The organism is Streptomyces sp. NPDC096324, assembly GCF_044763015.1.
Lineage (GTDB): Bacteria > Actinomycetota > Actinomycetes > Streptomycetales > Streptomycetaceae > Streptomyces.
This window is the reverse complement of the sequence record NZ_JBIWFK010000004.1, coordinates 330,415-357,248: the sequence shown is the minus strand read 5'-3', so window position 1 is coordinate 357,248 and position 26,834 is coordinate 330,415. Positions and strand designations below refer to the sequence as shown.

20 protein-coding genes are annotated in these 26,834 nt (G+C 72.5%); 9 read left to right on the top strand and 11 right to left on the bottom strand.

Annotation, left to right across the window (positions count from 1 at the left end):
- Positions 1-121 precede the first annotated feature (121 nt).
- Both ACIQ7M_RS12330 and lgt read left to right on the top strand, forming a co-directional pair.
- The gene (locus ACIQ7M_RS12330) at positions 122-898 is read left to right on the top strand and encodes a thioredoxin domain-containing protein (protein WP_355759977.1); all 777 of its coding nucleotides are present in this window, start codon (positions 122-124) and stop codon (positions 896-898) included.
- Positions 899-1,016: 118 nt separating this feature from the next.
- Positions 1,017-2,150 carry a prolipoprotein diacylglyceryl transferase gene (gene lgt / locus ACIQ7M_RS12325; RefSeq protein ID WP_403642857.1) on the top strand — a complete coding sequence of 378 codons (1,134 nt, stop codon included), beginning with the start codon at positions 1,017-1,019 and terminating at the stop codon, positions 2,148-2,150.
- A 120-nt stretch (positions 2,151-2,270) separates the two neighbouring features.
- On the opposite strand, the gene ACIQ7M_RS12320 is transcribed toward lgt, so the two are convergent.
- From ACIQ7M_RS12320 to ACIQ7M_RS12290, 7 genes are all read right to left on the bottom strand, one after another.
- Positions 2,271-3,110 carry a CoA ester lyase gene (locus ACIQ7M_RS12320; RefSeq protein ID WP_355759973.1) on the bottom strand — a complete coding sequence of 280 codons (840 nt, stop codon included), beginning with the start codon at positions 3,108-3,110 and terminating at the stop codon, positions 2,271-2,273.
- Positions 3,107-4,309 carry a CaiB/BaiF CoA transferase family protein gene (locus tag ACIQ7M_RS12315; RefSeq protein WP_403642854.1) on the bottom strand — a complete coding sequence of 401 codons (1,203 nt, stop codon included), beginning with the start codon at positions 4,307-4,309 and terminating at the stop codon, positions 3,107-3,109. Before ACIQ7M_RS12315 ends, ACIQ7M_RS12320 begins: the two co-directional genes overlap by 4 nt.
- Positions 4,306-5,199: a ribokinase gene (gene rbsK, locus ACIQ7M_RS12310; protein WP_403642851.1), complete on the bottom strand. Its 894-nt coding sequence runs from the start codon at positions 5,197-5,199 to the stop codon at positions 4,306-4,308. The genes ACIQ7M_RS12315 and rbsK overlap by 4 nt, the downstream gene beginning before the upstream one ends.
- A complete protein-coding gene (locus ACIQ7M_RS12305; RefSeq protein WP_389847506.1) occupies positions 5,196-6,560 on the bottom strand; it encodes an ADP-ribosylglycohydrolase family protein in 1,365 nt (454 codons plus the stop codon). The genes rbsK and ACIQ7M_RS12305 overlap by 4 nt, the downstream gene beginning before the upstream one ends.
- On the bottom strand, positions 6,548-7,717 hold the full coding sequence (locus ACIQ7M_RS12300; RefSeq protein ID WP_355759966.1) for an ADP-ribosylglycohydrolase family protein: 1,170 nt from the start codon (positions 7,715-7,717) through the stop codon (positions 6,548-6,550). Before ACIQ7M_RS12300 ends, ACIQ7M_RS12305 begins: the two co-directional genes overlap by 13 nt.
- Before the next feature lie 7 nt (positions 7,718-7,724).
- Positions 7,725-9,179, bottom strand: coding sequence for an ADP-ribosylglycohydrolase family protein (locus ACIQ7M_RS12295; protein ID WP_403642847.1), 1,455 nt, complete (start codon positions 9,177-9,179; stop codon positions 7,725-7,727).
- Between the two features lie 368 nt (positions 9,180-9,547).
- Positions 9,548-10,684, bottom strand: a complete 1,137-nt coding sequence (locus ACIQ7M_RS12290; RefSeq protein ID WP_389847502.1) for an ADP-ribosylglycohydrolase family protein — start codon at positions 10,682-10,684, stop codon at positions 9,548-9,550.
- A gap of 270 nt (positions 10,685-10,954) precedes the next feature.
- Here ACIQ7M_RS12290 and ACIQ7M_RS12285 point away from each other — a divergent pair, with 270 nt between their 5' ends.
- The 3 genes from ACIQ7M_RS12285 (at position 10,955) to ACIQ7M_RS12275 (ending at position 18,130) form a co-directional block, all read left to right on the top strand.
- Complete coding sequence (locus ACIQ7M_RS12285; protein WP_389847500.1) at positions 10,955-11,686, top strand: VIT1/CCC1 transporter family protein; 732 nt, start codon at positions 10,955-10,957, stop codon at positions 11,684-11,686.
- Between the two features lie 395 nt (positions 11,687-12,081).
- Positions 12,082-16,677, top strand: a complete 4,596-nt coding sequence (gene gltB / locus ACIQ7M_RS12280) for a glutamate synthase large subunit (protein WP_403642843.1) — start codon at positions 12,082-12,084, stop codon at positions 16,675-16,677.
- Entirely contained in the window at positions 16,670-18,130 is a 1,461-nt protein-coding gene (locus ACIQ7M_RS12275; protein WP_355759958.1) for a glutamate synthase subunit beta, read from the top strand. Before gltB ends, ACIQ7M_RS12275 begins: the two co-directional genes overlap by 8 nt.
- A 137-nt stretch (positions 18,131-18,267) precedes the next feature.
- Here ACIQ7M_RS12275 and ACIQ7M_RS12270 read toward each other — a convergent pair whose 3' ends face one another.
- Together ACIQ7M_RS12270 and ACIQ7M_RS12265 are read right to left on the bottom strand one after the other, a co-directional pair.
- On the bottom strand, positions 18,268-19,221 hold the full coding sequence (locus ACIQ7M_RS12270) for a chitosanase (protein ID WP_403642840.1): 954 nt from the start codon (positions 19,219-19,221) through the stop codon (positions 18,268-18,270).
- A 171-nt stretch (positions 19,222-19,392) separates the two neighbouring features.
- Positions 19,393-20,313, bottom strand: coding sequence for a rhomboid family intramembrane serine protease (locus tag ACIQ7M_RS12265; RefSeq protein WP_403642837.1), 921 nt, complete (start codon positions 20,311-20,313; stop codon positions 19,393-19,395).
- Positions 20,314-20,530: 217 nt separating this feature from the next.
- Between ACIQ7M_RS12265 and ACIQ7M_RS12260 the strand changes: the two genes are divergently transcribed.
- Positions 20,531-21,250, top strand: a complete 720-nt coding sequence (locus ACIQ7M_RS12260; RefSeq protein WP_355759952.1) for a VWA domain-containing protein — start codon at positions 20,531-20,533, stop codon at positions 21,248-21,250.
- A gap of 136 nt (positions 21,251-21,386) precedes the next feature.
- Positions 21,387-23,108, top strand: coding sequence for a cytochrome bc complex cytochrome b subunit (locus ACIQ7M_RS12255; RefSeq protein WP_386985003.1), 1,722 nt, complete (start codon positions 21,387-21,389; stop codon positions 23,106-23,108).
- Here the strand turns inward: ACIQ7M_RS12255 and ACIQ7M_RS12250 are convergent.
- Together ACIQ7M_RS12250 and ACIQ7M_RS12245 are read right to left on the bottom strand one after the other, a co-directional pair.
- Entirely contained in the window at positions 23,077-24,195 is a 1,119-nt protein-coding gene (locus ACIQ7M_RS12250; protein ID WP_403642833.1) for an acyl-CoA dehydrogenase family protein, read from the bottom strand. The two genes, ACIQ7M_RS12255 and ACIQ7M_RS12250, sit on opposite strands and share 32 nt — an antisense overlap.
- Positions 24,195-25,340: an acyl-CoA dehydrogenase family protein gene (locus ACIQ7M_RS12245; protein WP_403642830.1), complete on the bottom strand. Its 1,146-nt coding sequence runs from the start codon at positions 25,338-25,340 to the stop codon at positions 24,195-24,197. Before ACIQ7M_RS12245 ends, ACIQ7M_RS12250 begins: the two co-directional genes overlap by 1 nt.
- Positions 25,341-25,398: 58 nt before the next feature.
- Here ACIQ7M_RS12245 and ACIQ7M_RS12240 point away from each other — a divergent pair, with 58 nt between their 5' ends.
- Together ACIQ7M_RS12240 and ACIQ7M_RS12235 are read left to right on the top strand one after the other, a co-directional pair.
- Entirely contained in the window at positions 25,399-26,190 is a 792-nt protein-coding gene (locus ACIQ7M_RS12240) for an SDR family oxidoreductase (protein ID WP_403642827.1), read from the top strand.
- Positions 26,191-26,205: 15 nt separating this feature from the next.
- On the top strand, positions 26,206-26,823 hold the full coding sequence (locus ACIQ7M_RS12235; protein WP_403642824.1) for a TetR/AcrR family transcriptional regulator: 618 nt from the start codon (positions 26,206-26,208) through the stop codon (positions 26,821-26,823).
- The last annotated feature ends 11 nt before the right edge of the window (positions 26,824-26,834 follow it).

Sequence of the window (26,834 nt, the reverse complement as noted above, 5' to 3'; positions counted from 1 at the left end):
CGGAGCGGATCCGCGCGGCGACGAACGGCGGATCCGCGCGTAACGGACAATCCGCTCACTCGAACGAGTGGACCTTGGACCGGGGAGGCGCGCTGCGCCTCCCCGGTTCGTTCTGCCGGATGTGAGCGAGAAGAACCGTGACGGAAAGCGCAACGCCCGCGAGCGGCTGGCGGTCGAGCGAGAGAAGCAGAAGGCCGCGGACAAGCGCCGCCGGGCGCTGATCGTGGGAGCGTCGGTGATCTGCGTCCTCGGCCTGGCCGCCGTGATCGGCGTGGTGGCCGCCAACTCGGGCAAGGACAAGAAGAGCGACACGTCGGGTCCGGTCGTGTCGCCCTCGGGCGCCACCGGCAAGGACGCTCTCGCGATCCCCGTCGGCAAGGACGGCGCCAAGTCGACCCTGACGGTGTGGGAGGACTTCCGCTGCCCGGCCTGCCAGGCCTTCGAGACGGCCTACCGCCCGACGATCCAGGAACTGACCGACGCCGGGAAGCTGCGCGTCGAGTACCACCTGGTCACCCTCATCGACGGGAACATGGGCGGCAGCGGCTCCCTCAAGGCCGCCAACGCCGCCGCGTGCGCCCAGGACGCCGGGAAGTTCCGCGCGTACCACGACGTCCTGTACGAGAACCAGCCCAAGGAGACCGACGACGCCTTCGCCGACAACGCCAAGCTCATCGAGCTCGCCGGCAAGGTCGACGGCCTGGACACCCCGGCCTTCCGCGCCTGCGTCAACGACGGCACCCACGACGCCTGGGTCCGCAAGTCGAACGCGGCGTTCCAGGCCGGCGGCTTCTCGGGCACCCCGACCGTGCTCCTGGGCGGCAAGAACATCTACGCGGATCAGTCGATGACCCCCGCCAAGCTCAAGCAGATGGTGGAAGAGGCCAACAAGGGCTGAGCCGCTTCCGCGGCTCCGGTGCCCCCGCCCGCCACCGGTCGGGGGCACCGCACGTTATGGACCCGTTGCGGGGCTGCCCGCCGTGGGCGGCGTCCGGCACGGTAGCGTCGACCTTGCCATGGAACTTGCCTACATTCCCAGCCCGTCGCACGGTGTGCTGCACCTCGGCCCCATTCCGCTGCGCGGCTACGCGTTCTGCATCATCATCGGCGTCTTTCTGGCCGTCTGGCTCGGCAACAAGCGCTGGGTCGCCCGGGGAGGGCGGGCCGGCACGGTGGCCGACATCGCGGTCTGGGCCGTGCCCTTCGGCCTCGTCGGCGGTCGGCTGTACCACGTGATCACGGACTACGAGCTGTACTTCAGCGAGGGCCGTGACTGGGTGGACGCCTTCAAGATCTGGCAGGGCGGACTCGGCATCTGGGGCGCCATCGCCCTCGGTGCGCTGGGCGCCTGGATCGGCTGCCGCCGCCGCGGTATCCCGCTGCCCGCCTGGGCCGACGCCGTGGCACCCGGCATCGCCTTCGCCCAGGCGTGCGGGCGCTGGGGCAACTGGTTCAACCAGGAGCTGTACGGCAGGGCCACGGACCTCCCGTGGGCGCTGCACATCACGTCCTCCACGGACGGCCGCGTCCCCGGCTACTACCACCCGACCTTCCTGTACGAGTCCCTGTGGTGCGTCGGCGTCGGATTCCTGGTCATCTGGGCCGACCGCCGCTTCAAGCTCGGCCACGGGCGCGCCTTCGCCCTGTACGTCGCCGCCTACTGCGTCGGCCGCGGCTGGATCGAGTACATGCGGGTCGACGACGCCCACCACATCCTGGGCCTGCGTCTGAACGACTGGACCGCGATCGTGGTCTTCCTCCTCGCGGTGCTCTACATCGTGATCTCGTCCCGGCTGCGTCCGGGCCGGGAGGAGATCGTGGAGCCGCGCGCCGAGGAGGACGCGTCGGCCGAGGACGACGAGTCGGTCGCCACCGAGGGCGCCTCGGACGCGTCCGAGGGCACGTCCGACGCCGGGACCACCGACAAGGGCAAGGACGAGGGCAAGGACAAGGCCGGGGGCGGGACGGGCGACGACTCGGTCGATCTCGGCAAGGAGACCGTCGGCGAGTCCGCCGCGACCGCCGACTCCGCCACGTCCACCGACTCCGCCGAGCCCGCTTCCGCGCCGGAGTCCGAGGAGGACCCCGAGGACGGGTCCGGTGCCGCGTCCGTGGCACGGGACGAGGCCGGGTCGGCCAAGAAGGGCTGAGTCCTTCCCGTACACGCACGTAAAAGCGAAGGGGGCGCCGCGTCCGGGACGCGGCGCCCCCTTCGTGTCGCCCTGGGCCGGTCGCCCCGAGCCCCCGTGGCTCGGGCCCGGCCCGTGGTCTCAGGTGAGGCGCTGGGCGAGGGCGAGGATGCGGTGGGCGCCCGTGACCACCGCCGCGTCGACGAAACGGCCGTCCGGCAGGGCCTGCGCGCCCGGATCCGCGGCGGCCGCCCGGACGACGGCCTCGGCGGAGTCGACCTCGGCCGGAGTGGGGAGGTAGGCCCGCTCGATGATGGGGAGCTGGCGGGGGTGGATCGCCGCGCGCCCGAGGAAGCCGAGGGCGCGACCGCGTGCGCAGGACGAGGCCAGGCCCTCGACGTCGCGGATGTCGGGGTAGACCGACTGGGCCGGCGGCGGCAGTCCGGCGGCCCGCGCGGCCACGACCAGGCGGGCCCGGGACCAGTCCAGGCCCGCGTCGTCACGGACGCCCAGGTCGGCCCGCAGATCGCTCTCGCCGAGCGAGACCCCGCGCAGCGCGCGATGGGACGAGGCGATGGAGTAGGCCCGCTCGATGCCCAGGGCCGTCTCCAGCAGGGCGTAGAGCGGGACCGTGCCGCCCTCCGCGGGGGTCGCGCTCTCCGCCACCCGTACGACGTCGGAGCGGGAGGTCACCTTCGGCAGCCGCAGGCCGGACAGGCCGCGCAGCGGCGAGAGCGTCTTCACGTCGGCGTCGCAGAAGGGGCCGTCGAGGGCGTTGACCCGGACGTGCACCGGGACGGGCGGCGCCTCGGCGAGCAGGTCGGCGGTGGCCGAGCGGGCGTACTCCTTGCGGTGCGGCGCGACCGCGTCCTCCAGGTCGACGAGGACGACGTCCGCGCCGGAGACCAGCGCCTTGGCCACCACCTCGGGACGGTCACCCGGCACGTACAGCCAGGTCAGCGGCAGGAGGTCGGCGGTCACAGCGCCCCCTCCGCCCTCAGTGCCCCGATCTCGGCCGTCGTCAGACCGAGTTCACCGAGCACGGCGTCGGTGTCCGCGCCGTGCGGGCGGCCCGCCCAGTGGATCGCGCCGGGTGTGGCGGAGAGCCGGAAGAGGACGTTCTGCATGCGCAGCGGACCCAGTTCGGGATCGTCGACGCTGGTGACCGAGTCCAGGGCCTGGTACTGGGGGTCGCTCATGATGTCCCGGACGTCCTGGACCGGGGCGACCGCCGCCTCGGCCTTCTCGAAGGCTGCGAGGACCTCGTCCCGGCCGCGCTCGGCGATCCACGCGCCGACCGCCCCGTCCAGGATGTCCGCGTGGCGTGCCCGGTCCGCGCCGGTCGCGAACCACGGTTCGTCGATCACGTCGGGGCGGCCGACCAGCCGCATCACCCGCTCGGCGATCGACTGCGCCGACGTCGAGACCGCGACCCAGGAGCCGTCCGCCGTGCGGTAGGTGTTGCGGGGCGCGTTGTTCGCCGAGCGGTTGCCGGTGCGGGGCTGGACATGGCCGAGCTGGTCGTACCAGATCGGCTGCGGGCCGAGGACGGTCAGGATCGGCTCGATGATCGCCATGTCGATCACCTGGCCCTCGCCGGTCCGGTCGCGCGCCCGAAGCGCGGTGAGCACGGCGTACGCGGTCGTGAGGCCGGCGATCGAGTCGGCCAGGCCGAACGGCGGGAGGGTCGGCGGCGCGTCGGGTTCGCCGGTGACGGCGGCGAAGCCGCTCATGGCCTCCGCGAGCGTGCCGAAGCCGGGCCGGTGCGCGTACGGGCCGAACTGGCCGAAGGCGGTGACCCGGGCGAGGATCAGGCGCGGGTTGGCCGCGGACAGCTCCGCCCAGCCCAGGTCCCATTTCTCCAGGGTGCCCGGACGGAAGTTCTCGATGATCACGTCGGCGTCGGCCGCGAGCCGGAGCAGGGTCGCGCGGCCGCCGCGCTTCGACAGGTCGAGCGTGATCGTGCGCTTGTTGCGGCCGAGGAGCTTCCACCACAGACCGACACCGTCCTTCGAGGGACCGTGCCCCCGGGACGCGTCCGGCTGGGAAGGGTGTTCGACCTTGACGACCTCCGCGCCGAAGTCGCCGAGCATGGTGGCGGCGAGCGGCCCGGCGAACAGGGTCGCGAGGTCGAGGACGCGCAGGCCGGCGAGGGAGCCGTCCTCGCTGGGCCCGCTCACGCGCCGGCCTGGGTGTCGATCTCGGAGCGGTACGGCATCGAGGACGTCGCCCCGGGCCGCTGCACCGACACCGAGGCGGCCGCCGACGCCCACACCATGGCCTCCGACATCTCCCGGCCCTCGGCGAGCGCCACCGCCAGCGTGCCGACGAAGGTGTCCCCCGCCGCGGTGGAGTCGACGGCGGTCACCTTGGGCGCGGGCACCGTGATGGGTTCGGCGCCCCGGGTCGCGTACAGGCTGCCCTCGGCGCCCAGGGTGACGACGACCTCCGGGACCTGTTCGAGCAGTGCCGCGGCGGCCCCGCGCGGGTCGGTGAAGCCGGTGAGCGCGGCGGCCTCGTGCTGATTGGGCACCAACAGGTCGATGGCGGACAGCAGTTGGGGCGAGAGGAACTGGGCGGGGGCCGGGGTCAGGATCGTCCGGACGCCGTGTCGGCGGGCGGCCTCCGCGCCGGAGAGCACGGCCTCCAGCGGGATCTCGAGCTGGAGGAGCAGCGCGTCGGCGCTGGCGATGAGGCCCTCGTCGCCGGGGGCCAGGGAGGTGACGGTGCCGTTGGCGCCGGGGATGACGACGATCGCGTTGCCGCCCTCGTCGTCCACCACGATGTGAGCGGTGCCCGACGGGCCCTCGGTGGTGCGCAGATGGTCGGTGTTCACGCCGAAGTGCTCCAGCGTGGAGCGGAGTTGGCTGCCGAAGGAGTCGGCGCCCACCGCGCCGATCAGGGAGACGTCGGCGCCCGCGTGCGCGGCGGCCACCGCCTGGTTCGCGCCCTTGCCGCCGGGGACCGTGCGGAACTCCCGTCCCGTCACGGTCTCTCCGCGCTGCGGGGCTTTGGCGACATACGCGACGAGGTCCATGTTCGTGCTGCCGAGCACGGCGATATGCGTCATGGGCGAACGGTCTCCCGTTGTGTGAGGTGGGCGAGGGCGTCGAAGCCGATGCCGTTGAAGTCGGCGACGGAGGTGGCGAGCCGGTTCTTGAGGGGGCCCGTGAAGTGGTCGGGCAGCCCGGCGGGGTCGCCCGTGAGGAGGCCGGCGATGCTTCCGGCCGTCGCCCCGTTCGAGTCGGTGTCCAGACCGCCGGACACCGCCCGGCAGACGGAGCCGCCGAAGTCGCCGTCCGCGTGGGTGAGGGCGGCCGCGATCAGCGCGGTGTTGGGGACGGCGTGGACCCAGTGGCAGTCCCGGTGGGCCGCGTGCAGTTCGTCCACGACCGTGTCGAAGTCCGGTGTCGTACGGGCCAGACGGACGGCGTGGCGCACCGCCCGGGCCAGCCGGGAGCCGGGCGGGACCACTCTCAGTCCGGTCCGCAGGCAGGCGTGGACGTCGCGGGTCGCGCCGGCCGCCTCCGCGATGGCGGCGGCGGTGAACATCGCCGCGTAGACGCCGTTGGCCGTGTGGGTGAGGGCGGCGTCGCGGTACGCCTGCTCCGCGGCCCCCGCCGGGTCGCCGGGGTTGGTCCAGCCGTGCACGTCCGCGCGGATCAGGGCGCCGATCCACTCACGGAACGGGTTGTGGTGGCGGGCGGTGTCCGGGGGCTCGACCCCGCCGAGGAGGTTGCGGTACGCGACGCGCTCGGCGGTGAAGGTGCGGCCGGCGGGGAGTTCGTCGAGCCAGAGGCGGGCCACGTCCGCGGTGGTGAAGTCCCGGCCGTACCGCTGGAGCAACAGCAGGTTCAGGAGTGGGTAGTTGAGGTCGTCGTCCTCCGGCATGCCGTCGATGTTCTCGGCGAGGGAGGTGGTGGCGGAGCGCCGGTTCCAGGGGTGGGCGTCGAGCAGGTCCCGCGGTACGCCCCGCGCGGTGAACCAGGTGCGCAGGGGCCGGTTGCCGGAGGCCTCGGCCAGGGCCCGGATCGCTTCGAGGGGGAGTTTCTCCACCGGTTTGCCGAGCAGACAGCCGACGGCCCGTCCGAGCCAGGCCGCCTCCAGGCGGGCCGGGCCGGGAGCGGGCAGGGGCGTGTACCGCGGGGGCGGCCAGTCGGGGCACTGGGCCTTGATCAGTGCCAGATCCGTCGGCTCGTCGTCCGCCAGCCTGCCCGGCAGGGCGGCGAGTTCGTCGAGGAGCCCGGCCGCCAGCCGGCGCAGGGACGGTGAGGCCGGGGCCGCCGACGCGCCCGCGCGCAGCGGGGCGGGCCTGCCGCCCGCCGCGTACCAGCGGGCGGTGACGTCCGCCGGGTCCCGGCCGTCCTGCACGGCCTGGTGGAGCTCGTGCCCGAGGAGGTCCTCGGGCTGGACCCAGGTCAGCCGGAGCACGGTGTTCCCGCCAGCGCGGTGTACGCCGCCTCGTGGGCCCGGCGGCGCTGGACGTCACGGTCGAAGATCTCCCGGGTCACCTCGGCCAGCGTACGCGCGGGGGCGTCCAGGTCGAGGCGGCTGGACTCGGCCACGGTCTTGGCCCAGTCGTGCGGGACCTCCGAGCCGAGCGCGCCCGCGAGCGCTCCGGCCATGGTGGCGATGGAGTCGCAGTCGCGCCCGTAGTTGACCGAACCGAGGACCGCGTGCCGGAAGTCGCCGCCGGACACCAGCAACATGCCCAGCGCGACGGGGAGTTCCTCGATGGAGTGGAGCCGCGAGGGGCGGCGGGCGCCGAGCGAGGGGGAGCGGTAGTCGGGGCCGACGGTGTCGAAGGGGGCCACCGCCCGGCGCAGCGGGACGAGCGCCGACTCGAAGTCCGTGTGGCGTGAGGCGACTTCGCAGACCGCCTCGACGGCGGCGCGGGTGCCGTCCTTGGCCAGGGCCAGACACGCGGCGACGACCGAGGCGGGGGTCGCGCCGGGGGTGCAGGCCGCCGCCACGGCCGCCGCGAAGACACCCGCGGCCTCGCGGCCGTACGAGGACTGGTGGGCGCCCGCGACGTCGAGCGCCTCGGCGTACGCGCCCGCCGGATTCGCCGCGTTGACGAGTCCGACCGGGGCCATGTACATCGCGGCACCGCAGTTGACGATGTTGCCCGTGCCGGCCTCGCGGGGGTCGACGTGGCCGTAGTGGAGGCGGGCGACCAGCCATTTCTCGGCGAGGAAGATCCGCTGGAGGGGGAGGGCCTCGGCCTCCAGTTCCGGGATCCAGCGGGGGGTCGTCATCAGGTCGGGGACGAGGTGCCCGGCGACCGCGTAGGCGTCGAGGTGGTCGCGGACCTCCGCGTACACCCGTACCAGCGCGTGGGTCATCAGGGTGTCGTCGGTGACGTGTCCGTCGCCCTTGTGGTACGGGGCGATGGGGCGGGCGGTGGGCCAGGCGTCGCCGTTCCAGGGGCCGACGACGCCGTGCACGCGGCCGCCGTGGCGTTCGGCGATCTGCTCCGGGGAGTACCCCTCGACGGGTCCGCCGAGGGCGTCGCCGACGGCGGCTCCGACGAGGGCTCCGGTGATCCGTTCGTCGAGGGTTCCCGTTCCTTCTCCTTTGGGCGTCATGCCCGAATCATCCCTCTGGGGCGGCCAGTTCCGGGGAATCGAGCGGGTCGGCGAGTCCTGTCGCCTCCAGGAGTTCGGCGAGCCCGATGAGATCCGTGCCGGTCAGCCGGGGGAGCGCGCACCCGGACAGGGTGCGGCAGGCGTCGCGCCAGGAGGCGGGGATCGCGGCGGCGCCGCCGAGCGCCCCGGTGAGCGCCCCGGCCAGGGCGGGGGCCGAGTCGGCGACCCGGGAGAGGCAGGCGGCGGCCGGTACGGCCTCGGCGATCCGGCCGTGCGCGGCCAGGGCCAGGGCGAGCGCGACGGGGACGGTCTCGGCGGCCGCGATCCCGTAGCTGTAGACGTGGTCGACGATCCGGTGCTCGAGCAGCGGGACCAGCGCGAAGGTGCTCTCGCTGTCCTGGGCCAGCGCGAGGGCGTCGCGGGCGTTGCGGCCGATCTCCGTGGCGGCGGGCAGTTCGGCGAGGGCCGCCGCCACGCAGGTGCCGACGTCGTGACCGGCGAGGGCGAGCGCCACGGCGGCGGCCATGGCGCGGGCGCCGTGCACCCCGTCGCCGTCCTGGGTGTAGCGGGCGTCGAACTCGGCGAGTTCCGCGGCGAGTCGGGGGTCTCCCGGGTGTGCCGCGGCGAGCACGCAGGCCCGGACGCAGGCCGCGTCGTCGAAGTAGTGGGGGTTGTCGTGGCCGGTGGCGGGCGGGCGCAGACCGGTGGCGAGGTTGCCGAGTCCGGCCCGCACCGAGATCCGGGCGCGCAGCGGGAGCAGGGCGGACTCGACCTCGGGGGCCCGGTCCGCGGCGGCGGCCACCTCGCTGGCGACGGCGTTCCAGGACAGGTCGATGGACGCGCGCATCCTGCGGCCGAGGCTCAGGTCGCCGAGCGCGCCGGTCTCCCCGGCCCGCAGGACGGCCTCCGCCGCGAACGCCGCCCACTCGGCGTCGTCCGACGGGCCGAGCCGCAGGGGTTCCGGCGGCTGGTTCAGCGCGATCGGCACGGGCAGGGTGGTCGTCGCGTTCTGCTCCGCGAAGGTGTCCAGCTCGCGGGTCAGCCGCCGGGTCCACTCGGGCATCCGCGCGGCCCGGTGCCGAGCGGCGGGCCATCCGGCGGCATCCCCGGCGGCCAGCCCGAGCAGCAGCCCCTCGATCCGGCGCACGCCCGCCCCGGGTGACGGCGCAGGCTGTACCGCCTCCCCGGCTCCCGTCCCGGCCCCGGCCCACGGGTTCACCTCGCACGAGGCCCCCGGCTCCGCCGCCCGCGCGGACCCCGGCCCGGTCCCGGCCCGAGGGGTCCCCCCGCGCCGCGCCCCCGGCTCCACCACCGGCACGAGCACGTCGGCCCCCGTTCCCGCTCCGGGCTCCACCACCGGCACGAGCATGTCCGTCCCCGTTCCCGCTCCGGGCGTTCCGGGTCCCGCCACCGGCGCGAGCACGTCCGTTCCCGTTCCCGGTCCCGTCACCGGCGCGAGCATGTCCGTCCCCGTTCCCGCTCCGGGCGTTCCGGGTCCCGTCACCGGCGCGAGCACGTCGGCCCCCGTTCTCGCTCCGGGCCCCGCCACCGGCGCGAGCGCGTCCGGCCGGGCCCCCGTCGCGGGTGTCCGCGGTCTCGTTCCCGTTCCGGGTGTTCCGGTGCCCGCCCCCGTTCCGGGTGCTCCGGGCTTCGCGGGTGTGTCCGGCGCCCCCGGCCTCGTGCCCTCGGTGGACACCCCCGGCCCGGTGGCCGGGCCGGGGTGTGCCGGGTCCGTCGCCGTGCCGGGCCGCGTCGGTGCGAGGGGGGCCATGGAGACGGCACCCTCGCCCGTCCGTCCGCCGGGCTCGTCGTAGCCGGCCGGCCCGGGGCTCACCGGCGTGCTCCGGCGTCACCGGCGGGCGTCCCGTACGGCTCCAGGGGCGGATCCGTGGCCCCGTACGGGTCCGGGGGAGGGGCCGCGGGTGTCTCGGGGGCGGGCGGCGCGTGCCGCTCGGCGCCCCACTTCTCCTCGTGCTCCGGGGTCAGCAGTTCCGCAACGTCCAGGATGTGGTGGCCCTCCATGGAGGGCAGGCAGCTCCCGCGGGCCGGTCCGATGGCCGCCGCCCACTCGGCGGGGACCGAGGACATCCCCCGGGTCGCGCCGGCCAGCGCCCCGGCCACCGCGGCCGTCGTGTCGGCGTCACGTCCCATGTTCACCGCGGTCAGGACCGACTCGGTGAACTCTCCGTCCGCCGCCGCGTAGGCGCCGAAGGCGAGGGCCACGGCCTCGGGGGCCAGGTCGGTCCACGGGTAGCCGCCGATCACGACCGCGGACCGCACGGCGCGTTCGCCGCGGTGCGCCACCGCGACCGCCCGGCGCAGCGAGCGGGCCGTCCAGGAGTCGTCCGGGACGACGGCCAGGGCGGAGGCGACGACCGTGGCGGTGGAGGCGCCCGCCATCGCGGCGGCGACCCCGGCCGCGACGGCCTGCCCGCCGTAGATTCCCTCGCCCTCGTGGCTCACCGAGCCGTCGATCGCCACGAGCCGGGCCGCCTCGGCGGGCCGGCCGGCGGCGAAGACGCCGAAGGGCGCCGCGCGCATGGCCAGACCGTCGCTCCAGGCGTGCCGATGCTGGGCGGAGATGGGCGCCGCGAGCCCCCGGCGCAGGTTCTCCAGCGTGCCGCGCTCACTGAACCCGGCGCCGCGGAACGGCCCCTCGTCGCGGTCCGCGATCCACTGGTGCCAGGCCGACTCGACGTGCGCCACGGTCAGCGCCGAGCCGTGCCGGGCCAGCAGCAGTCCCGAGAAGATCGCGTACTCGGTGTCGTCCGTCCCGGCCGGATGTTCGGCGACGTACCCGGTGATCCGGCCCCACCGGGCGCGGATCTCCGAGGGCTTCATGTTCTCGGCGGGTGCGCCCAGCGCGTCCCCGACGGCGAGTCCGAGCAGTGCGCCGCGTGCCCGGTCACGGAGGGCGGCGGCGCTCCCGGGTGCCGGGGCCGAGGGAATGCAGGCGATGGAAGCCATACGTGCTTCTCCTCTCAGGGCCCGTCGGCGCGCGGAATGCGGCGCGCGGAACCCTTTGCGGATCTGTCCCACCTTGGCGGTTGACAGGAGCCTCGCGGGCTCCACTGTCACCCGGTCGACATATGTGCATGACATGCCACGGATGAGCGTCGAAGGGTAAAACCGCAGGTTAGCCCAGCCTTTCCTTGCTGGCGGCGGGGAATTTCTCGGCGTACTTTTAGGGTTGTCGAAAAGTGGAAGCAGTCCAATCAAGCTCTCCGGGGGACGAGTATGGCGATCATCGAGACCGAGGCGGCGCTGCATGTGGCGCACCGCGACAACCACACCCACCGCGACGTCAACGGCGGATGGCTGCGCCCGGCGGTGTTCGGCGCCATGGACGGCCTGGTCTCCAACCTCGCCCTGATGACCGGCGTCGCCGGCGGCTCCGTGTCCCAGCAGACGATCGTCATCACCGGACTCGCGGGCCTCGCCGCCGGAGCCTTCTCCATGGCCGCGGGCGAGTACACCTCCGTCGCCTCGCAGCGCGAGCTCGTCGAGGCCGAACTCGACGTCGAACGGCGCGAACTGCGCAAGCACCCGAAGGACGAGGAGCGCGAGCTGGCCGCGCTCTACGAGGCCCGCGGCGTCGAGGCCCCCCTGGCCCGCGAGGTCGCCCGGCAGCTCTCCCGTGATCCCGAGCAGGCCCTGGAGATCCACGCCCGCGAGGAACTCGGCATCGACCCCGGCGACCTGCCCTCCCCGGCCGTCGCCGCCGTGTCCAGCTTCGGCTCGTTCGCGCTCGGCGCCCTCCTGCCCGTACTGCCGTACCTGCTGGGCGCGACCGTGCTGTGGCCCGCGCTGCTGCTCGCCATGATCGGGCTCTTCGCGTGCGGTGCCGTCGTGGCCAAGGTGACCGCGCGGTCCTGGTGGTTCAGCGGACTGCGGCAGCTCGCTCTCGGCGGCGCCGCGGCAGGTGTGACGTACGCCCTCGGCACTTTGTTCGGCGCGGCCGTAGGATGAGGCCTCGATCACCTATGCACGGGACTGCATAAGTAATTGTTACCCGGCGGTTTCGATTCCGTGGCTGCTGGGAATGAGCCGTAAGCGCCGCGGGCAATGACGCCCGCGCCGCGCCCCTCGTGGCGGAACACCACCTCCGCCACGAACCGGACCGATGGTCATCGATCTGTCCGCTCAGGTCCCGAAACCTCCACCGCTGAAGCCCGACATCCCCCGCGCGGCTCCTGTGGTGTCCGCATGTTGGAACGAAGTATCCGGTTCCCGAGAACCACTCCATCATGTAACCTGCACGAAATTTTGCACCCCGCAGAGGGCCAGAGTCGTCCCTCGGCAGTTGTCTCCCCAGTGCCCGAGAGCCTGGGAGACCCCCCGCCCCGACGACGACGGGAGAGCCGATGCGTACTCCGCGCCAGCCGTCCCAGCACTCCACGAACGACCGGAAGTGGTCCTTCATGGATGCTCGCCCTGCTGCGCAGGGTATGTACGACCCCCGCAACGAGCACGACGCCTGCGGCGTCGGCTTCGTGGCCACCCTCACCGGCGAGGCGAGCCATGCGCTGGTCGAGCAGGCGCTCACCGTTCTGCGCAACCTGGAACACCGCGGTGCCACCGGCTCCGAGCCCGACTCGGGTGACGGCGCCGGCATCCTGTCCCAGGTCCCGGACGCCTTCCTCCGCGAAGTGGCCGGATTCGAGCTTCCCGCAGCCGGCGCGTACGCGGTGGGCATCGCCTTCCTCCCGAACGACGGCACGGCCGACGCCGTCTCACGGATCGAGACGATCGCCGCCGAAGAGGGCCTCACCGTCCTCGGCTGGCGCGAGGTCCCCGTCGCCCCCGAACTCCTCGGCGCCACCGCCCGCTCGACGATGCCGGCCTTCCGCCAGATCTTCGTCACCGACGGCGAGAACGAGGGCATCGCCCTCGACCGCAGCGCCTTCGTGCTGCGCAAGCGCGCCGAGCGCGAGGCCGGGGTCTACTTCCCCTCGCTGTCCGCCCGGACCATCGTCTACAAGGGCATGCTGACCACCGGCCAGCTCGAGCCCTTCTTCCCGGACCTGTCCGACCGCCGCTTCGCCTCCGCGATCGCGCTCGTGCACTCCCGCTTCTCCACCAACACCTTCCCGAGCTGGCCGCTCGCCCACCCGTACCGCTTCGTCGCGCACAACGGCGAGATCAACACGGTCAAGGGCAACCGCAACTGGATGGTCGCCCGGGAGTCCCAGCTCGCCTCGGACCTCTTCGGCGACAACGACAAGCTGCAGCGGATCTTCCCCGTCTGCACCCCGGACGCCTCCGACTCGGCCTCCTTCGACGAGGTGCTCGAACTCCTGCACCTCGGCGGCCGTTCGCTGCCGCACTCCGTGCTCATGATGATCCCGGAGGCGTGGGAGAACCACGACTCCATGGACCCGGCCCGGCGCGCCTTCTACCAGTTCCACTCCACGATGATGGAGCCCTGGGACGGCCCGGCCTGTGTCACCTTCACCGACGGCACCCAGGTCGGCGCGGTCCTCGACCGCAACGGACTGCGCCCCGGCCGCTACTGGGTCACCGACGAGGGCCTCGTCGTCCTCGGCTCCGAGGTCGGCGTCCTCGACATCGACCCCGCGAGGGTCGTCCGCAAGGGCCGCCTCCAGCCCGGCAAGATGTTCCTCGTCGACACCGTCGAGCACCGCATCATCGAGGACGACGAGATCAAGGCCGGCCTCGCCGCCGAGAAGCCGTACGCGGACTGGCTGGAAGCCGGCGAGATCGAGCTCTCCGACCTGCCCGAGCGTGAGCACATCGTGCACACCCACGCCTCGGTCACCCGCCGCCAGCAGACCTTCGGCTACACGGAGGAGGAGCTGCGGATCATCCTCGCGCCGATGGCCAAGGCCGCCGCCGAGCCGATCGGCTCCATGGGCACCGACTCGCCGATCGCCGCGCTCTCGCAGCGCCCGCGTCTGCTCTTCGACTACTTCACCCAGCTGTTCGCCCAGGTCACCAACCCGCCGCTGGACGCGATCCGCGAAGAGCTGGTCACCTCCCTGCGCTCCTCGCTGGGCCCGGCGAGCAACCTGCTGGAGCCGACGGCCGCCTCCTGTCGCAGCGTCACCCTGCCCTTCCCGGTGATCGACAACGACGAGCTGGCCAAGCTCATCCACATCAACGCCGACGGCGACATGCCCGGCATGAAGGCCGCGACCCTGTCCGGCCTGTACCGGGTCTCCGGCGGCGGCGACTCCCTCGCCGCCCGCATCGAGGAGATCTGCGCCGAGGCCGACGCCGCCATCGAGAACGGCGCCCGCCTGATCGTCCTCTCGGACCGTCACTCCGACGCCGAGCACGCGCCGATCCCCTCGCTGCTGCTCACCGCGGCCGTCCACCACCACCTCATCCGCACCAAGCAGCGCACCCAGGTGGGCCTGCTGGTCGAGGCCGGAGACGTCCGCGAGGTCCACCACGTCGCCCTGCTCATCGGCTTCGGCGCCGCGGCCGTCAACCCGTACCTCGCGATGGAGTCCGTCGAGGACCTCGTCCGCGCCGGCACCTTCCTCCAGGGCATCGAGCCCGAGCAGGCCATCCGCAACCTGATCTACGCGCTCGGCAAAGGCGTCCTGAAGGTCATGTCCAAGATGGGCATCTCCACCGTCGCCTCCTACCGCGGCGCCCAGGTCTTCGAGGCCGTCGGTCTGGAGAAGGTCTTCGTCGAGAAGTACTTCAACGGCACGGCCTCCAAGATCGGCGGCGCCGGCCTCGACGTCGTCGCCAAGGAGGTCGCCGCCCGGCACGCCAAGGCCTACCCCGCCTCCGGCATCGCCCCGGCGCACCGCGCCCTGGAGATCGGCGGCGAGTACCAGTGGCGCCGCGAGGGCGAGCCGCACCTGTTCGACCCGGAGACGGTCTTCCGCCTCCAGCACTCGACGCGCTCCGGCAGCTACGAGATCTTCAAGAAGTACACCGACCGCGTCAACGAGCAGTCCGAGCGCCTGATGACGCTGCGCGGCCTGTTCGGCTTCGCGTCGGACCGCCCGTCGATCTCCCTCGACGAGGTCGAGCCGGTCTCCGAGATCGTCAAGCGCTTCTCCACCGGCGCCATGTCGTACGGCTCCATCTCCAAGGAGGCGCACGAAACCCTCGCCATCGCCATGAACCAGCTGGGCGGCAAGTCCAACACCGGTGAGGGCGGCGAGGACGCGGACCGGCTGTACGACCCGGCGCGCCGCTCCAGCATCAAGCAGGTCGCCTCCGGCCGCTTCGGTGTCACGAGCGAGTACCTCGTCAACGCCGACGACATCCAGATCAAGATGGCCCAGGGCGCCAAGCCCGGCGAGGGCGGCCAGCTCCCCGGCCACAAGGTCTACCCGTGGGTGGCCAAGACCCGTCACTCGACCCCGGGTGTCGGCCTGATCTCCCCGCCGCCGCACCACGACATCTACTCCATCGAGGACCTGGCTCAGCTGATCCACGACCTCAAGAACGCCAACCCGCAGGCCCGCATCCACGTGAAGCTGGTCTCCGAGGTCGGCGTCGGCACGGTCGCGGCGGGCGTGTCCAAGGCCCACGCGGACGTCGTGCTCATCTCCGGCCACGACGGCGGCACCGGCGCCTCCCCGCTCACCTCGCTCAAGCACGCGGGCGGGCCCTGGGAGCTCGGCCTCGCCGAGACCCAGCAGACCCTGCTGCTCAACGGCCTGCGCGACCGCATCGTCGTGCAGACCGACGGTCAGCTCAAGACCGGCCGCGACGTCGTCATCGCCGCGCTGCTCGGCGCCGAGGAGTTCGGTTTCGCGACCGCGCCGCTCGTCGTCTCCGGCTGCGTCATGATGCGCGTCTGCCACCTGGACACCTGCCCGGTCGGCATCGCCACCCAGAACCCGGTGCTGCGCGACCGGTTCGCCGGCAAGGCCGAGTACATCGTGAACTTCTTCAAGTTCATCGCCGAAGAGGTCCGCGAGATCCTCGCCGAGCTCGGCTTCCGCAGCATCGAGGAGGCCGTCGGCCACGCCGAGAACCTCGACGTGGAGCGCGCCGTCACCCACTGGAAGGCGCAGGGACTGGACCTGTCCCCGCTCTTCTACGTGCCCGAACTGCCCGAGGGCGCGGCCCTGCACCAGGTCATCGAGCAGGACCACGGCCTGGAGAAGGCGCTCGACAACGAGCTCATCAAGCTCGCCGCCGACGCGCTGGCCACGGACTCCGCGACCGACGCCCAGCCGGTCCGCGCCCAGGTCGCGATCCGCAACATCAACCGCACCGTGGGCACCATGCTCGGCCACGAGGTGACGAAGAAGTTCGGTGGCGCGGGCCTGCCCGACGACACCATCGACATCACCTTCACCGGGTCGGCCGGCCAGTCCTTCGGCGCCTTCCTCCCGCGCGGTGTCACGCTGCGCCTGGAGGGCGACGCCAACGACTACGTCGGCAAGGGCCTCTCCGGCGGCCGTGTCGTCGTCCGCCCCGATCGGGGCGCCGACCACCTCGCCGAGTACTCGACGATCGCGGGCAACACCATCGCCTACGGCGCGACCGGCGGCGAGCTGTTCCTGCGCGGCCGCACCGGCGAGCGCTTCTGCGTCCGCAACTCGGGCGCGCTGGTGGTCTCCGAGGGCGTGGGCGACCACGGCTGCGAGTACATGACCGGCGGTCACGCGGTCGTCCTCGGCGAGACGGGCCGCAACTTCGCGGCCGGCATGTCCGGCGGCGTCGCCTATGTGATCGACCTCGACCGCGACAACGTCAACGTCGCCAGCGTGGACGCCGTCGTGGAGCTCGACGACGCCGACAAGCAGTGGCTGCACGACGTCGTGCGCCGGCACGCGGAGGAGACCGGCTCGACGGTCGCCGAGAAGCTGCTCGCCGAGTGGCCCGTCGCCGCGGAGCGCTTCAGCAAGATCATTCCCAGCACGTACAAGGCAGTGCTCGCCGCCAAGGACGCCGCCGAGCGAGCCGGACTCGACGAGTCCGCGATCACCGAGAAGATGATGGAGGCGGCGACCAATGGCTGATCCCAAGGGCTTTCTGAACCACGGCCGTGAGGTCGCCAGGTCCCGGCCGGTCCAGGAGCGGCTCAAGGACTGGAACGAGGTCTACGTTCCGGGTTCGCTGCTCCCGATCATCTCCAAGCAGGCCTCGCGCTGCATGGACTGCGGCATCCCGTTCTGCCACAACGGCTGTCCGCTGGGCAACCTGATCCCCGAGTGGAACGACTACGCGTACCGCGAGGACTGGCAGGCCGCCTCCGAGCGGCTGCACGCCACGAACAACTTCCCGGAGTTCACCGGCAGGCTGTGCCCCGCGCCGTGCGAGTCCGCGTGTGTGCTGGGCATCAACCAGCCCGCCGTGACCATCAAGAACGTCGAGGTCTCGATCATCGACCAGGCGTGGGACAGCGGCTCCGTCGCGGCCCAGGCCCCCGAGCGCCTCTCCGGCAAGACCGTCGCGGTCATCGGGTCCGGCCCGGCCGGTCTCGCCGCCGCCCAGCAGCTCACGCGGGCCGGTCACACGGTCGCGGTGTACGAGCGCGCCGACCGCGTCGGCGGTCTGCTGCGCTACGGCATCCCCGAGTTCAAGATGGAGAAGCGGCACATCAACCGCCGCATCGAGCAGATGCGCGCGGAGGGTACCCGCTTCCGTACGGGCATCGAGATCGGCCGCGACCTCAAGGCGACGGACCTGCGCAAGCGGTACGACGCCGTGGTCATCGCCGCCGGCGCCACGACCGCCCGTGACCTGCCCGTCCCCGGGCGGGAACTGACCGGCATCCACCAGGCCATGGAGTACCTGCCGCTCGCGAACAAGGTGCAGGAGGGCGACTTCGTGGCGCCCCCGATCACCGCCGAGGGCAAGCACGTCGTGGTCATCGGCGGCGGCGACACGGGCGCGGACTGCGTGGGCACCGCCCACCGTCAGGGCGCGGCCTCCGTCACGCAGCTCGAGATCATGCCGCGGCCGGGCGAGGAGCGGAACCCGGGCCAGCCCTGGCCGACGTTCCCGATGCTCTACAAGGTCACCTCCGCGCACGAGGAGGGCGGCGAGCGCGTCTACGCGGTCTCCACCACCCACTTCGAGGGCGACGAGGACGGCAACGTCCAGTGGCTGCACCTGGTCGAGGTAGAGTTCACCGGCGGCAAGCTGAACCAGAAGCCGGGCACGGAGCGCAAGATCCCCGCCCAGCTCGTGACGCTGGCGATGGGGTTCACCGGCACGGACGTCGAGAACGGCGTGGTCTCCCAGTTCGGTCTGGAGCTCGACGAGCGCGGCAACATCGCCCGCGACGCCGACTTCGCGACCAACGTTCCCGGAGTGTTCGTCGCCGGTGACGCGGGCCGCGGCCAGTCCCTCATCGTCTGGGCCATCGCGGAGGGCCGCTCGGCCGCCCGCGGCGTCGACCGCTTCCTCACCGGAGCGAGCGACCTGCCGGCCCCGATCCGCCCGACGGACCGTTCGCTGACGGTCTGACCCATGGATGCGTGACCTGACACGGTCACTCGAAACGTCCCGCACAAAGGCGTGCGGAACACGAGACGGCGCCTGCCCCACTGTCCCCGACCGGACGACTGGGCAGGCGCCGCCGCATGTCCGCACCCGCCCGGCGGCTACGGCACGCGGTAGGTCTCGCCGTACACCTTCCACTCCAGCGGTTTGCGCAGGCCGAGGTTGCCCTCGTCGAGGAACCGGCGCTGGGCCGTGTCGACGCGGCTGGTGTCACGGTCGGGGTCTTCGGACTTCATGGCCGCGCGCCGGATGTCCAGGAAGGTGCCGAGGTACGTCTTCTCGTCGCCGCCCTCGGACGGCGGGGCCGCCTCGCGCAGGGCGCGCTCGCGCAGCCCTTGGAAGCCGTGGTCGCCGGTACCCGGACCGTGCAGCACGATGGCGTCGTAGTAGATGAACTGGCCGAGCGTGCCGAGACCGTCGTGCTCGGCGAGCCGGACCGCGGGGTCGAAGTAGATCCGGTCACGCTCGGAGTCCTGGGCCTCGCGGAACGCGGTGAGGCCGGCCTCGTGGCGCCAGGCCGTCGGGAAGCCCGGGTCCAGGCCCTCGTGGGAGTCGGTGCCGTCGACCTCGCGCAGGGCCGGGAGATAGCGGGCGAGCCCGTTGCCCGGGTGGGCCGCGGTGTAGCGCTCGACGAGGGTGAGCAGGTCGTGGGTGCCGGTGCAGAAGCCGACGACGCCCGCCGTGTAGCCCTGGCCGTCGCCGATGTCCTCGATGTAGCCGTAGGCCTCGTGCCAGTTCAGCGTGGAGTTCTCGGCGCTCGCCACGATCTCCTGGGCGAGTTCCTTCTTGTCCGGAGCGGCGAGGCCGGCCGACCTCGCCGGGGCTGCGGGTCTCGCCGGGACGGTGGAGCTCACGGGGGTGGCACGGCTGGTCGCCGGCGCGACGACGGCCCTGCCGCCGGCCACCCGCTCCGGCTCCGCCCGCGCGCGGGACCGGGCCGGGGGCGACGCGCCGCCCTTGGCGTCGGCCGTGGCGTGCTCGGGCGTGGCGAGATGGACCGCCGCCGTGATCAGCACGGCGGCCAGAACGAAGAACAGACAATCCGCGCGTTTCATGGCGGACAGGGTACGCACGGCGGGGGCACGGCCATGCCCCCTGGCGGGCCGCGAGGGCGCCGCACAGGTGTACCACGAGACACCCGACCGGGCGGCGGCCGTCGCCCTGCTCCGCCAGGGCGGCCCGGGCCCGTGCCGACGTAGGGGCCCCGGCGTCCGCTCCCGCGCCCGCTACACCGCGCCCGTTCGCAGCGCCGACACCTTCAGTACCGTGAGGATCACCAACAGGGCGAGCAGGCCCACGCAGACCGACGCCTGGATCAAGGTCCTGCGGTGGTCGCGCGGAGCGTACGCGTAGGCCGCGGTCACGAGTCCGCCGGCGAGGAGCCCGCCCAGGTGCCCCTGCCAGGACGTGAGCCCCGCCGAGATCAGGAGCCAGATCAGCAGGCCCGCCATGAACCGGTTGACGCCGGCCATGTCCGCGCCGACGCGGCGGGCCATCACGTAGTAGGCGGCGCTGATGCCGAAGATCGCGCCGGACGCGCCGATCGCCTGTTCCTGCGGCGCGATCAGCAGCACGAGGACCGAGCCGCCGAGCGCCGACAGCAGATACAGCGCGAGGTAGCGGACCCGGCCGAGCTGGGACTCGACGATCCGGCCGATGTTCCACAGCGCGAACATGTTCATCACGATGTGGGCGATCCCGAACGTGCCCTCCGTGGGCGGCAGATGCAGGAACGCGCCGGTCAGCAGCCGGTACCACTCCCCGTCGACGAGGCCCTCCGCGTGGAGGGACGAGGGGTACGGGAAGTCCCAGAAGTAGTGGCCCCCTTCCGAGTCCGCGAGACCCGCGCCGAGCATCGCGAACCGGTCCACGACCGAGGAGCGCAGCAGTTCGGCCACATAGGCCAGCACGTTCAGGCCGATGAGGGCGTACGTCACCGCCGGCACCGTCGATATCCGGCCGCCGAAGGCCGTGCGGGCCTGCCGGATGGATCGCGCACCCTCCTTCACACACTCCACGCACTGGTGGCCGACGGCCGCCTCACGCATACAGTTCGGACATATGTAGCGATCGCAACGGGTGCAGCGCACATGCGACTCCACCTTGGGGTGGCGGTAGCAGGTGGTGACGGCGGACTCGGACTCCACGGCCGGCTCCTTGGAACGCACGGGTACAGGGGGTAGGTGAGCCGGTGGGGGCGGCGGTGATCAAACTATCCAACCCCCCGGCCCGCGGGGAACGGCAGGGCCACGATCCGGACCCGCCCTGGAGCCACCCCGGGTCCGCGCTCCGGAGGGGCCGGGACGGTGCCGGGACGTTCACGTACTCTCGGCGTTCCGCAGTCCGCGTACGACGGGAGCCCGCATGGCCGGAATCAGCCTCACCAAGATCGAGGAGACCGCGCCCGCGCTGGTGGGCCCCTACAGGAGCGCCGGAGTCAGTCTCACCAAACACGGACTGAGCGGCCAACGGGCCGCCGTGTACCTGGTGGTGGACTACTCGGGGTCGATGAAGCCGTACTACGACGACGGCAGTGTGCAGGCACTCGCCGACCGGGTGCTCGGCCTGTCCGCCCACCTCGACGACGACGGCGTCGTCCCCGTCGTCTTCTTCTCCACGGACGTCGACGCGGTCACCGACATCGCGCTCGACAACCACCGGGGGCGGATCGAACGGATCGCGGCCGGGCTCGGACACATGGGCAGGACCAGCTACCACCTCGCCATGGACGCCGTCATCGACCACTACCTCGACAGCGGTTCCGACGCCCCGGCCCTCGTCGTCTTCCAGACCGACGGAGGACCGATCAACAAGCTCGCCGCCGAACGGTATGTGTGCAAGGCCGCCAGGCTGCCGATGTTCTGGCAGTTCGTGGGGTTCGGCGACCGGAGCAGCAGACAGTTCGACTTCCTGCGCAAGCTCGACGAACTGGCCGTGCCGCACAAGCGGGTCGTCGACAACGCGGGCTTCTTCCACGCCGGTTCGGATCCGCGCCGGGTGAGCGACGGGGAGCTGTACGACCGGCTGGTGGCGGAGTTCCCGCGGTGGCTGGCGGCGGCTCGCGCCCGCGGAATCCTGGCCTGACCCGCCCTTCCCCCGCCGAGGCCGGGGCGCGGACACCGCCCGTCCCCTGCCCGGTCCGCCCCGACATCCCCTCCATGACGCCCCGTTGGCTTCGAACGGCCGACGTGCCACCCTGGTGGGCCGAGGGGAGCGGCGAATGGGCGCACGAGAGATCGACTCCGGCCGGACCGCGGGGACTTCGGCGAACGGAGCACCCGGGAGCGGGACGGCGCGGACTTCGGGCGACACGGCCGTACGGGCCCGGCGCGCGCCCGAGACCGGCAAGGGGGAGCGGCTCGCCGACTGGGCCGACGGACGCCTCGGCATCTACTCCCTGGCCAAGGCCAACATGCGCAAGGTCTTCCCGGACCACTGGTCGTTCATGCTGGGCGAGGTCTGCCTCTACAGCTTCCTCGTCCTGATCCTCACCGGCGTCTATCTCACCCTGTTCTTCGAGCCGAGCGGCGTCGAGGTCGTCTACCACGGCTCCTACGGGCCGCTGAACGGCATCGTCATGACCCGGGCGTACGAGTCCACGCTCGACATCAGCTTCGACGTGCGCGGCGGTCTGCTGATCCGCCAGATCCACCACTGGGCCGCGCTCGTCTTCCTTGCCGGGATGCTCGTGCACATGATGCGGGTGTTCTTCACCGGAGCGTTCCGCAAGCCGCGCGAGGTCAACTGGCTGTTCGGCTGGACCCTGCTGATGCTCGGCCTCATCACCGGACTGACCGGCTACTCGCTCCCCGACGACCTGCTCTCCGGCACCGGCGTCCGCTTCGCCGACGGCGCCATCCTGTCGATTCCCGTCGTGGGGACGTACCTCTCCTTCTTCCTCTTCGGCGGGGAGTTCCCCGGGCACGACATCATCCCGAGGTTCTTCCCCATCCACGTCCTGCTGCTGCCGGGCATCATGCTGGGGCTGGTCGTCGCCCATCTGATCCTGGTCTTCTACCACAAGCACACGCAGTACCCGGGACCCGGAAAGAACCAGAGGTCGGTCGTCGGCATGCCCTTCATGCCCGTCTACATGGCCAAGGCCGGCGGGTTCTTCTTCCTGGTCTTCGGCGTCCTGGCGATCATGGGCGCGATCGCCACCATCAACCCCGTGTGGGCGTTCGGGCCCTACCGTCCCGACCTGGTGACCACCGGCGCCCAGCCCGACTGGTACCTCGGCTTCTCCGAAGGACTCATCCGCGTGATGCCGGGATGGGAGATCAACGCCTTCGGCCACACCCTCCAACTGGGCGTCCTCATCCCCTTCTCGCTCTTCCCGCTCATCATGGCCGCCATCGCCGCCTACCCCTTCGTCGAGGCCTGGGTCACCGGCGACCGGCGTGAGCACCACATCCTGGACCGGCCGCGCAACGTGCCCACCCGCACAGCGCTCGGCGTCGCCTGGCTGACGCTGTACGCCGTCCTGCTCGTCGGCGGCGGCAACGACCTGTGGGCCACCCACTTCCATCTGTCGATCAACGCGATCACCTGGTTCGTCCGCGTCGCCGTCTTCGCCGGACCCGCGCTCGCCTACGTCGTCACGAAACGGATCTGCCTGGGGCTGCAACGCGCCGACCGCGACGAGGTGCTGCACGGCCGCGAGACCGGCACGATCAAGATGCTGCCGCACGGCGAGTACATCGAGGTCCACGAACCCCTCACCCCGGCCCGGCGGTTCACCCTCACCCAGCACGAACAGGCGCCGCCCTACGAGGTGGGCCCGCTCGTCGACGCCAACGGCGTGGCCCGCCGCGTCGGTCCGGCCGCACGGCTGCGCGCCCGGCTGGCACGCGCCCTGTACGGGCCCGGCACCAGGATCCCGAAGCCGACGGCCGAGGAGCACCGGGCGCTCACGAGCGGGGAGGACGGCCACCACCACTGAGACCGGCCAGCGCCTCGGCCCTGCACGCGGCCGGGGTGCCCCAGGCCGACCGCAGGGCGCGGGCCTTGGTGAACCACAGCGACAGGTCGTACTCGGCCGTGTAGCCGATCGCGCCGTGCAACTGCAGCGCGGCCCGCGCCGTCGTGTACGCGGCCTCGCACACCGTGACCTTCGCGGCGGCCACCTCCGCCGGCGCCATCGACAGCGCGGCCCCGAACAGCAGCGGGCGCGCGAACTCCAGGGCGATCAGCGCGTCCGCGAGTCGGTGCTTGACCGCCTGGAACGAACCGACGGGCACCCCGAACTGGGTCCGCCGGCCCACGTACTCGACGGTCCGGCCGAGGAGCGCGAGGCCCACCCCGAGGGCCTGGGCGGCCGTGGCGAGCCGCGCCCACACCAGCGCCCGTACCGCGGCGCGCTCGACAGCCGGGCCCTCGGCCAGGAGTTCGCCGCCGCCCTCCGGACGGGCGAGCCGGCGCGCCCCGTCCACGGACGCCCGCACCGGCCCGTGACCGGACACGAGCCACAGCCCGCCACCGTCCACCACGAGCGACACCGCCGCCGCGTCCGCGTCGAGCGCGTAACCGCCGGACAGGGCCGCCGGGTTCGGGTCCGGTGCGTGGTCGCCGGAAGGTGTCGCCCTCGCGTCAGGCGTGTGCCCGCCGGATGGTGCCGAAGCGCCCGCCGCGGGCGCGTGGCCGTCGGGCAGGACCAGAGTGGCCGGGCTCTTGCCCGAGGCGAGCCCCGGCAGCAGCCGCTCGGCCGGACCCGGCTCGCCCAGCGCGCTCAGCTCACCCAGCAGCACGGCGGCGGCGACCGTCTCCACCACCGGACCCGGAACCGCGTGCCGGCCCAACTCCACGAAGGCGACCGCCAGTTCCACGGGACGCGGTCCCACTCCCTCGTACGCCTCCGGGACCGCCAGCGCGAACACGCCCGCCTCGGCCAGCCGCGACCACAGCGCCCGCCCCGGCGCGTGGTCGCCGTCCGCCCACGCGCGCACCGCCGACGGCGTGTCCGCGGCCGCCAGCATCCGGTCCAGGGAGGCGGCGAAGGCGCGCTGTTCGGCGTCGAGGAGGAAGCGCATCAGCGGCGGCCCTTCGGAAGGCCGAGCAGCCGCTCGGCGATGATGTCGCGCTGGATCTCGTTGGTGCCCGCGTAGACGGGACCCGCGAGCGCGAACACGTACCCCTCGCACCACGCGGTGTCCGCCGCCTCGCCCTCGGGGCCCAGCAGATCCAGAGCCGTCTCGTGCAGCGCGATGTCGAGCTCCGACCAGAACACCTTGTTCAGGCTGGACTCCGGCCCGATGTCCTCCCCTTCGAGCAGCCGGGAGGCATGGGCGTACGTGAAGAGCTGGTAGGCGCGCGCACCGATCACCGCGTCGGCCACCCGGTCGCGCAGCGCGGAGTCCGACGGGTCGCCGTCGGCGTGCCACAGAGCGGCCAGCCGGTCCGCGGCCGCCAGGAAACGGCCCGGCGACCGCAGGGTCAGACCCCGTTCGTTGCCCGCCGTCGACATCGCCACCCGCCAGCCCTGACCCGGCTCGCCGATCACGTCCTCGTCGGGCACGAACACGTCGTCCAGGAACAGCTCCGCGAAGGCCGGCCGGCCGTCCAGGCGCCCGATCGGGCGGACCGTCACACCCGGAGCGCGCAGGTCGAACATCAGGTACGTCAGGCCCTGGTGGCGTTTCGGCGGGCTCGGCTCACTGCGGAACAGGCCGAAGGCCCGGTCGGCGAACGCGGCCCGCGACGACCACGTCTTGTGCCCCCGCAGGAGCCAGCCGCCGTCCACGCGCACCGCGCGCGACCTCAGCGAGGCCAGGTCCGAACCCGCCTCGGGCTCGGACCAGGCCTGTGCCCAGACCACCTCGCCCGTGGCCATCGTCGGCAGTACCCGCGCGCGCTGCCCGTCGGTGCCGTGCTCGAACAGGGTCGGCGCCAGCAGACTGATGCCGTTCTGCCCGACCCGGCCCGGCGCGCCCGCCGCGTGGTACTCCTCCTCGAACCCCAGCCAGCGCACGAGGTCCGCGTCCCGGCCGCCGTACTCCGCGGGCCACGACACCACCGACCAGCGGTCCGCGGCCAGTTCGGCCTCCCACGCGCGATGCGCCGCGAAGCCCTCCTCGGTCTCCAGCGAGGGCAGCGGGGCCGCCGGGACATGGACGTCCAGCCAGGCGCGGGCCTCGGCGCGGAACGCCTCGTCGGCGGGGGAGCGGGTGAGATCCATCGGCGGCACCTTCCGGCGGAGCTTCCCTAACAAGTGTTTGGTAGGTTAGCTTGGAGTCATGAGCGACGTCGAGAGCCCGGCGTACGTACCCGGCCACGGACTGCTGAAGGGCCGCACCGCCGTCATCACCGCCGCCGCGGGCGCCGGCATCGGCGGAGCCACCGCGCGCCGGTTCCTGGAGGAGGGCGCCCGCGTCCTGATCAGCGACGCCCACACCCGCCGGCTCAAGGAGACCGCCGAGACCCTGGCCACGGAGTTCGGCCCCGGCCAGATCACCGCACTGCCCTGCGACGTCACCGCCGAGGACCAGGTCCAGGCCCTCTTCGACACCGCCGAGCACCTCCACGGCCGACTGGACATCGTCGTCAACAACGCGGGCCTCGGCGGCACCTCGGCCCTCGTCGACATGACCGACGAGCAGTGGTCCACCGTCCTCGACGTGACCTTGAACGGCACCTTCCGCTGCACCCGGGCCGCCCTCCAACGGCTCAAGGAACACGGCGGCGGAGGAGTCGTCGTCAACAACGCCTCCGTCGTCGGCTGGCGCGCCCAGGCCGGACAGGCCCACTACGCCGCGGCGAAGGCGGGCGTCATGGCCCTCACGCGCTGCGCCGCGATCGAGGCCGCCGCCTACGGCGTCCGCGTCAACGCCGTCTCGCCCAGCCTCGCCATGCACCCCCACCTGGTGAAGGTCACCACCCCCGAACTGCTCGAAGAGCTCACCGCCCGCGAGGCGTTCGGCCGCCACGCCGAACCCTGGGAGGTGGCCAACGTGATCGTGTTCCTCGCCTCCGGCTACTCCTCGTACCTGACCGGCGAGGTCGTGTCCGTGAGCAGCCAGCATGCGTAGGACGACAATGACCCGGTGCCTACCAAGAAGAAGCCCCAGGTGACCGCCACCCCCGAGCGCCGCCGCGAACTGCTCGGCACCGCCGCCGAGGTGTTCGCCGAACAGGGCTACAACGCCACCACCGTCCGCAAGATCGCGGACGAGGCCGGGATGCTCGCGGGCAGCCTCTACTACCACTTCGACTCCAAGGAATCGATGCTGGAGGAGATCCTGCGGACGTTCCTCGACGAACTCTGGGACGGCTACGACATCGTCCTCGACGCCGGACTCGGCCCCCGCGAAACCCTCGAAGCCCTGGTCACCGAATCCTTCCGGGAGATCGACCGGCACCGCGCGGCCGTCGCGATCTACCAGAAGGAGGCCCGCCACCTCGCCGCGCAGGAGCGCTTCGCCTTCCTCGCCGAGTCCCAGCGCAACTTCGAGAAGGCCTGGCTGAGCACCCTGGAACGCGGCGTCGGCGCCGAGGTCTTCCGCGCCGACCTCGACATCCGCCTCACCTACCGCTTCGTGCGCGACACCGTGTGGGTCGCCGCCTCCTGGTACCGGCCCGGCGGTCAGCACAGCCCCGAGGAGATCGCCCGGCAGTACCTGTCGATGGTGCTCGACGGCATCTCCGTCCGCGAGGAGACGTAAGCGAACCACCC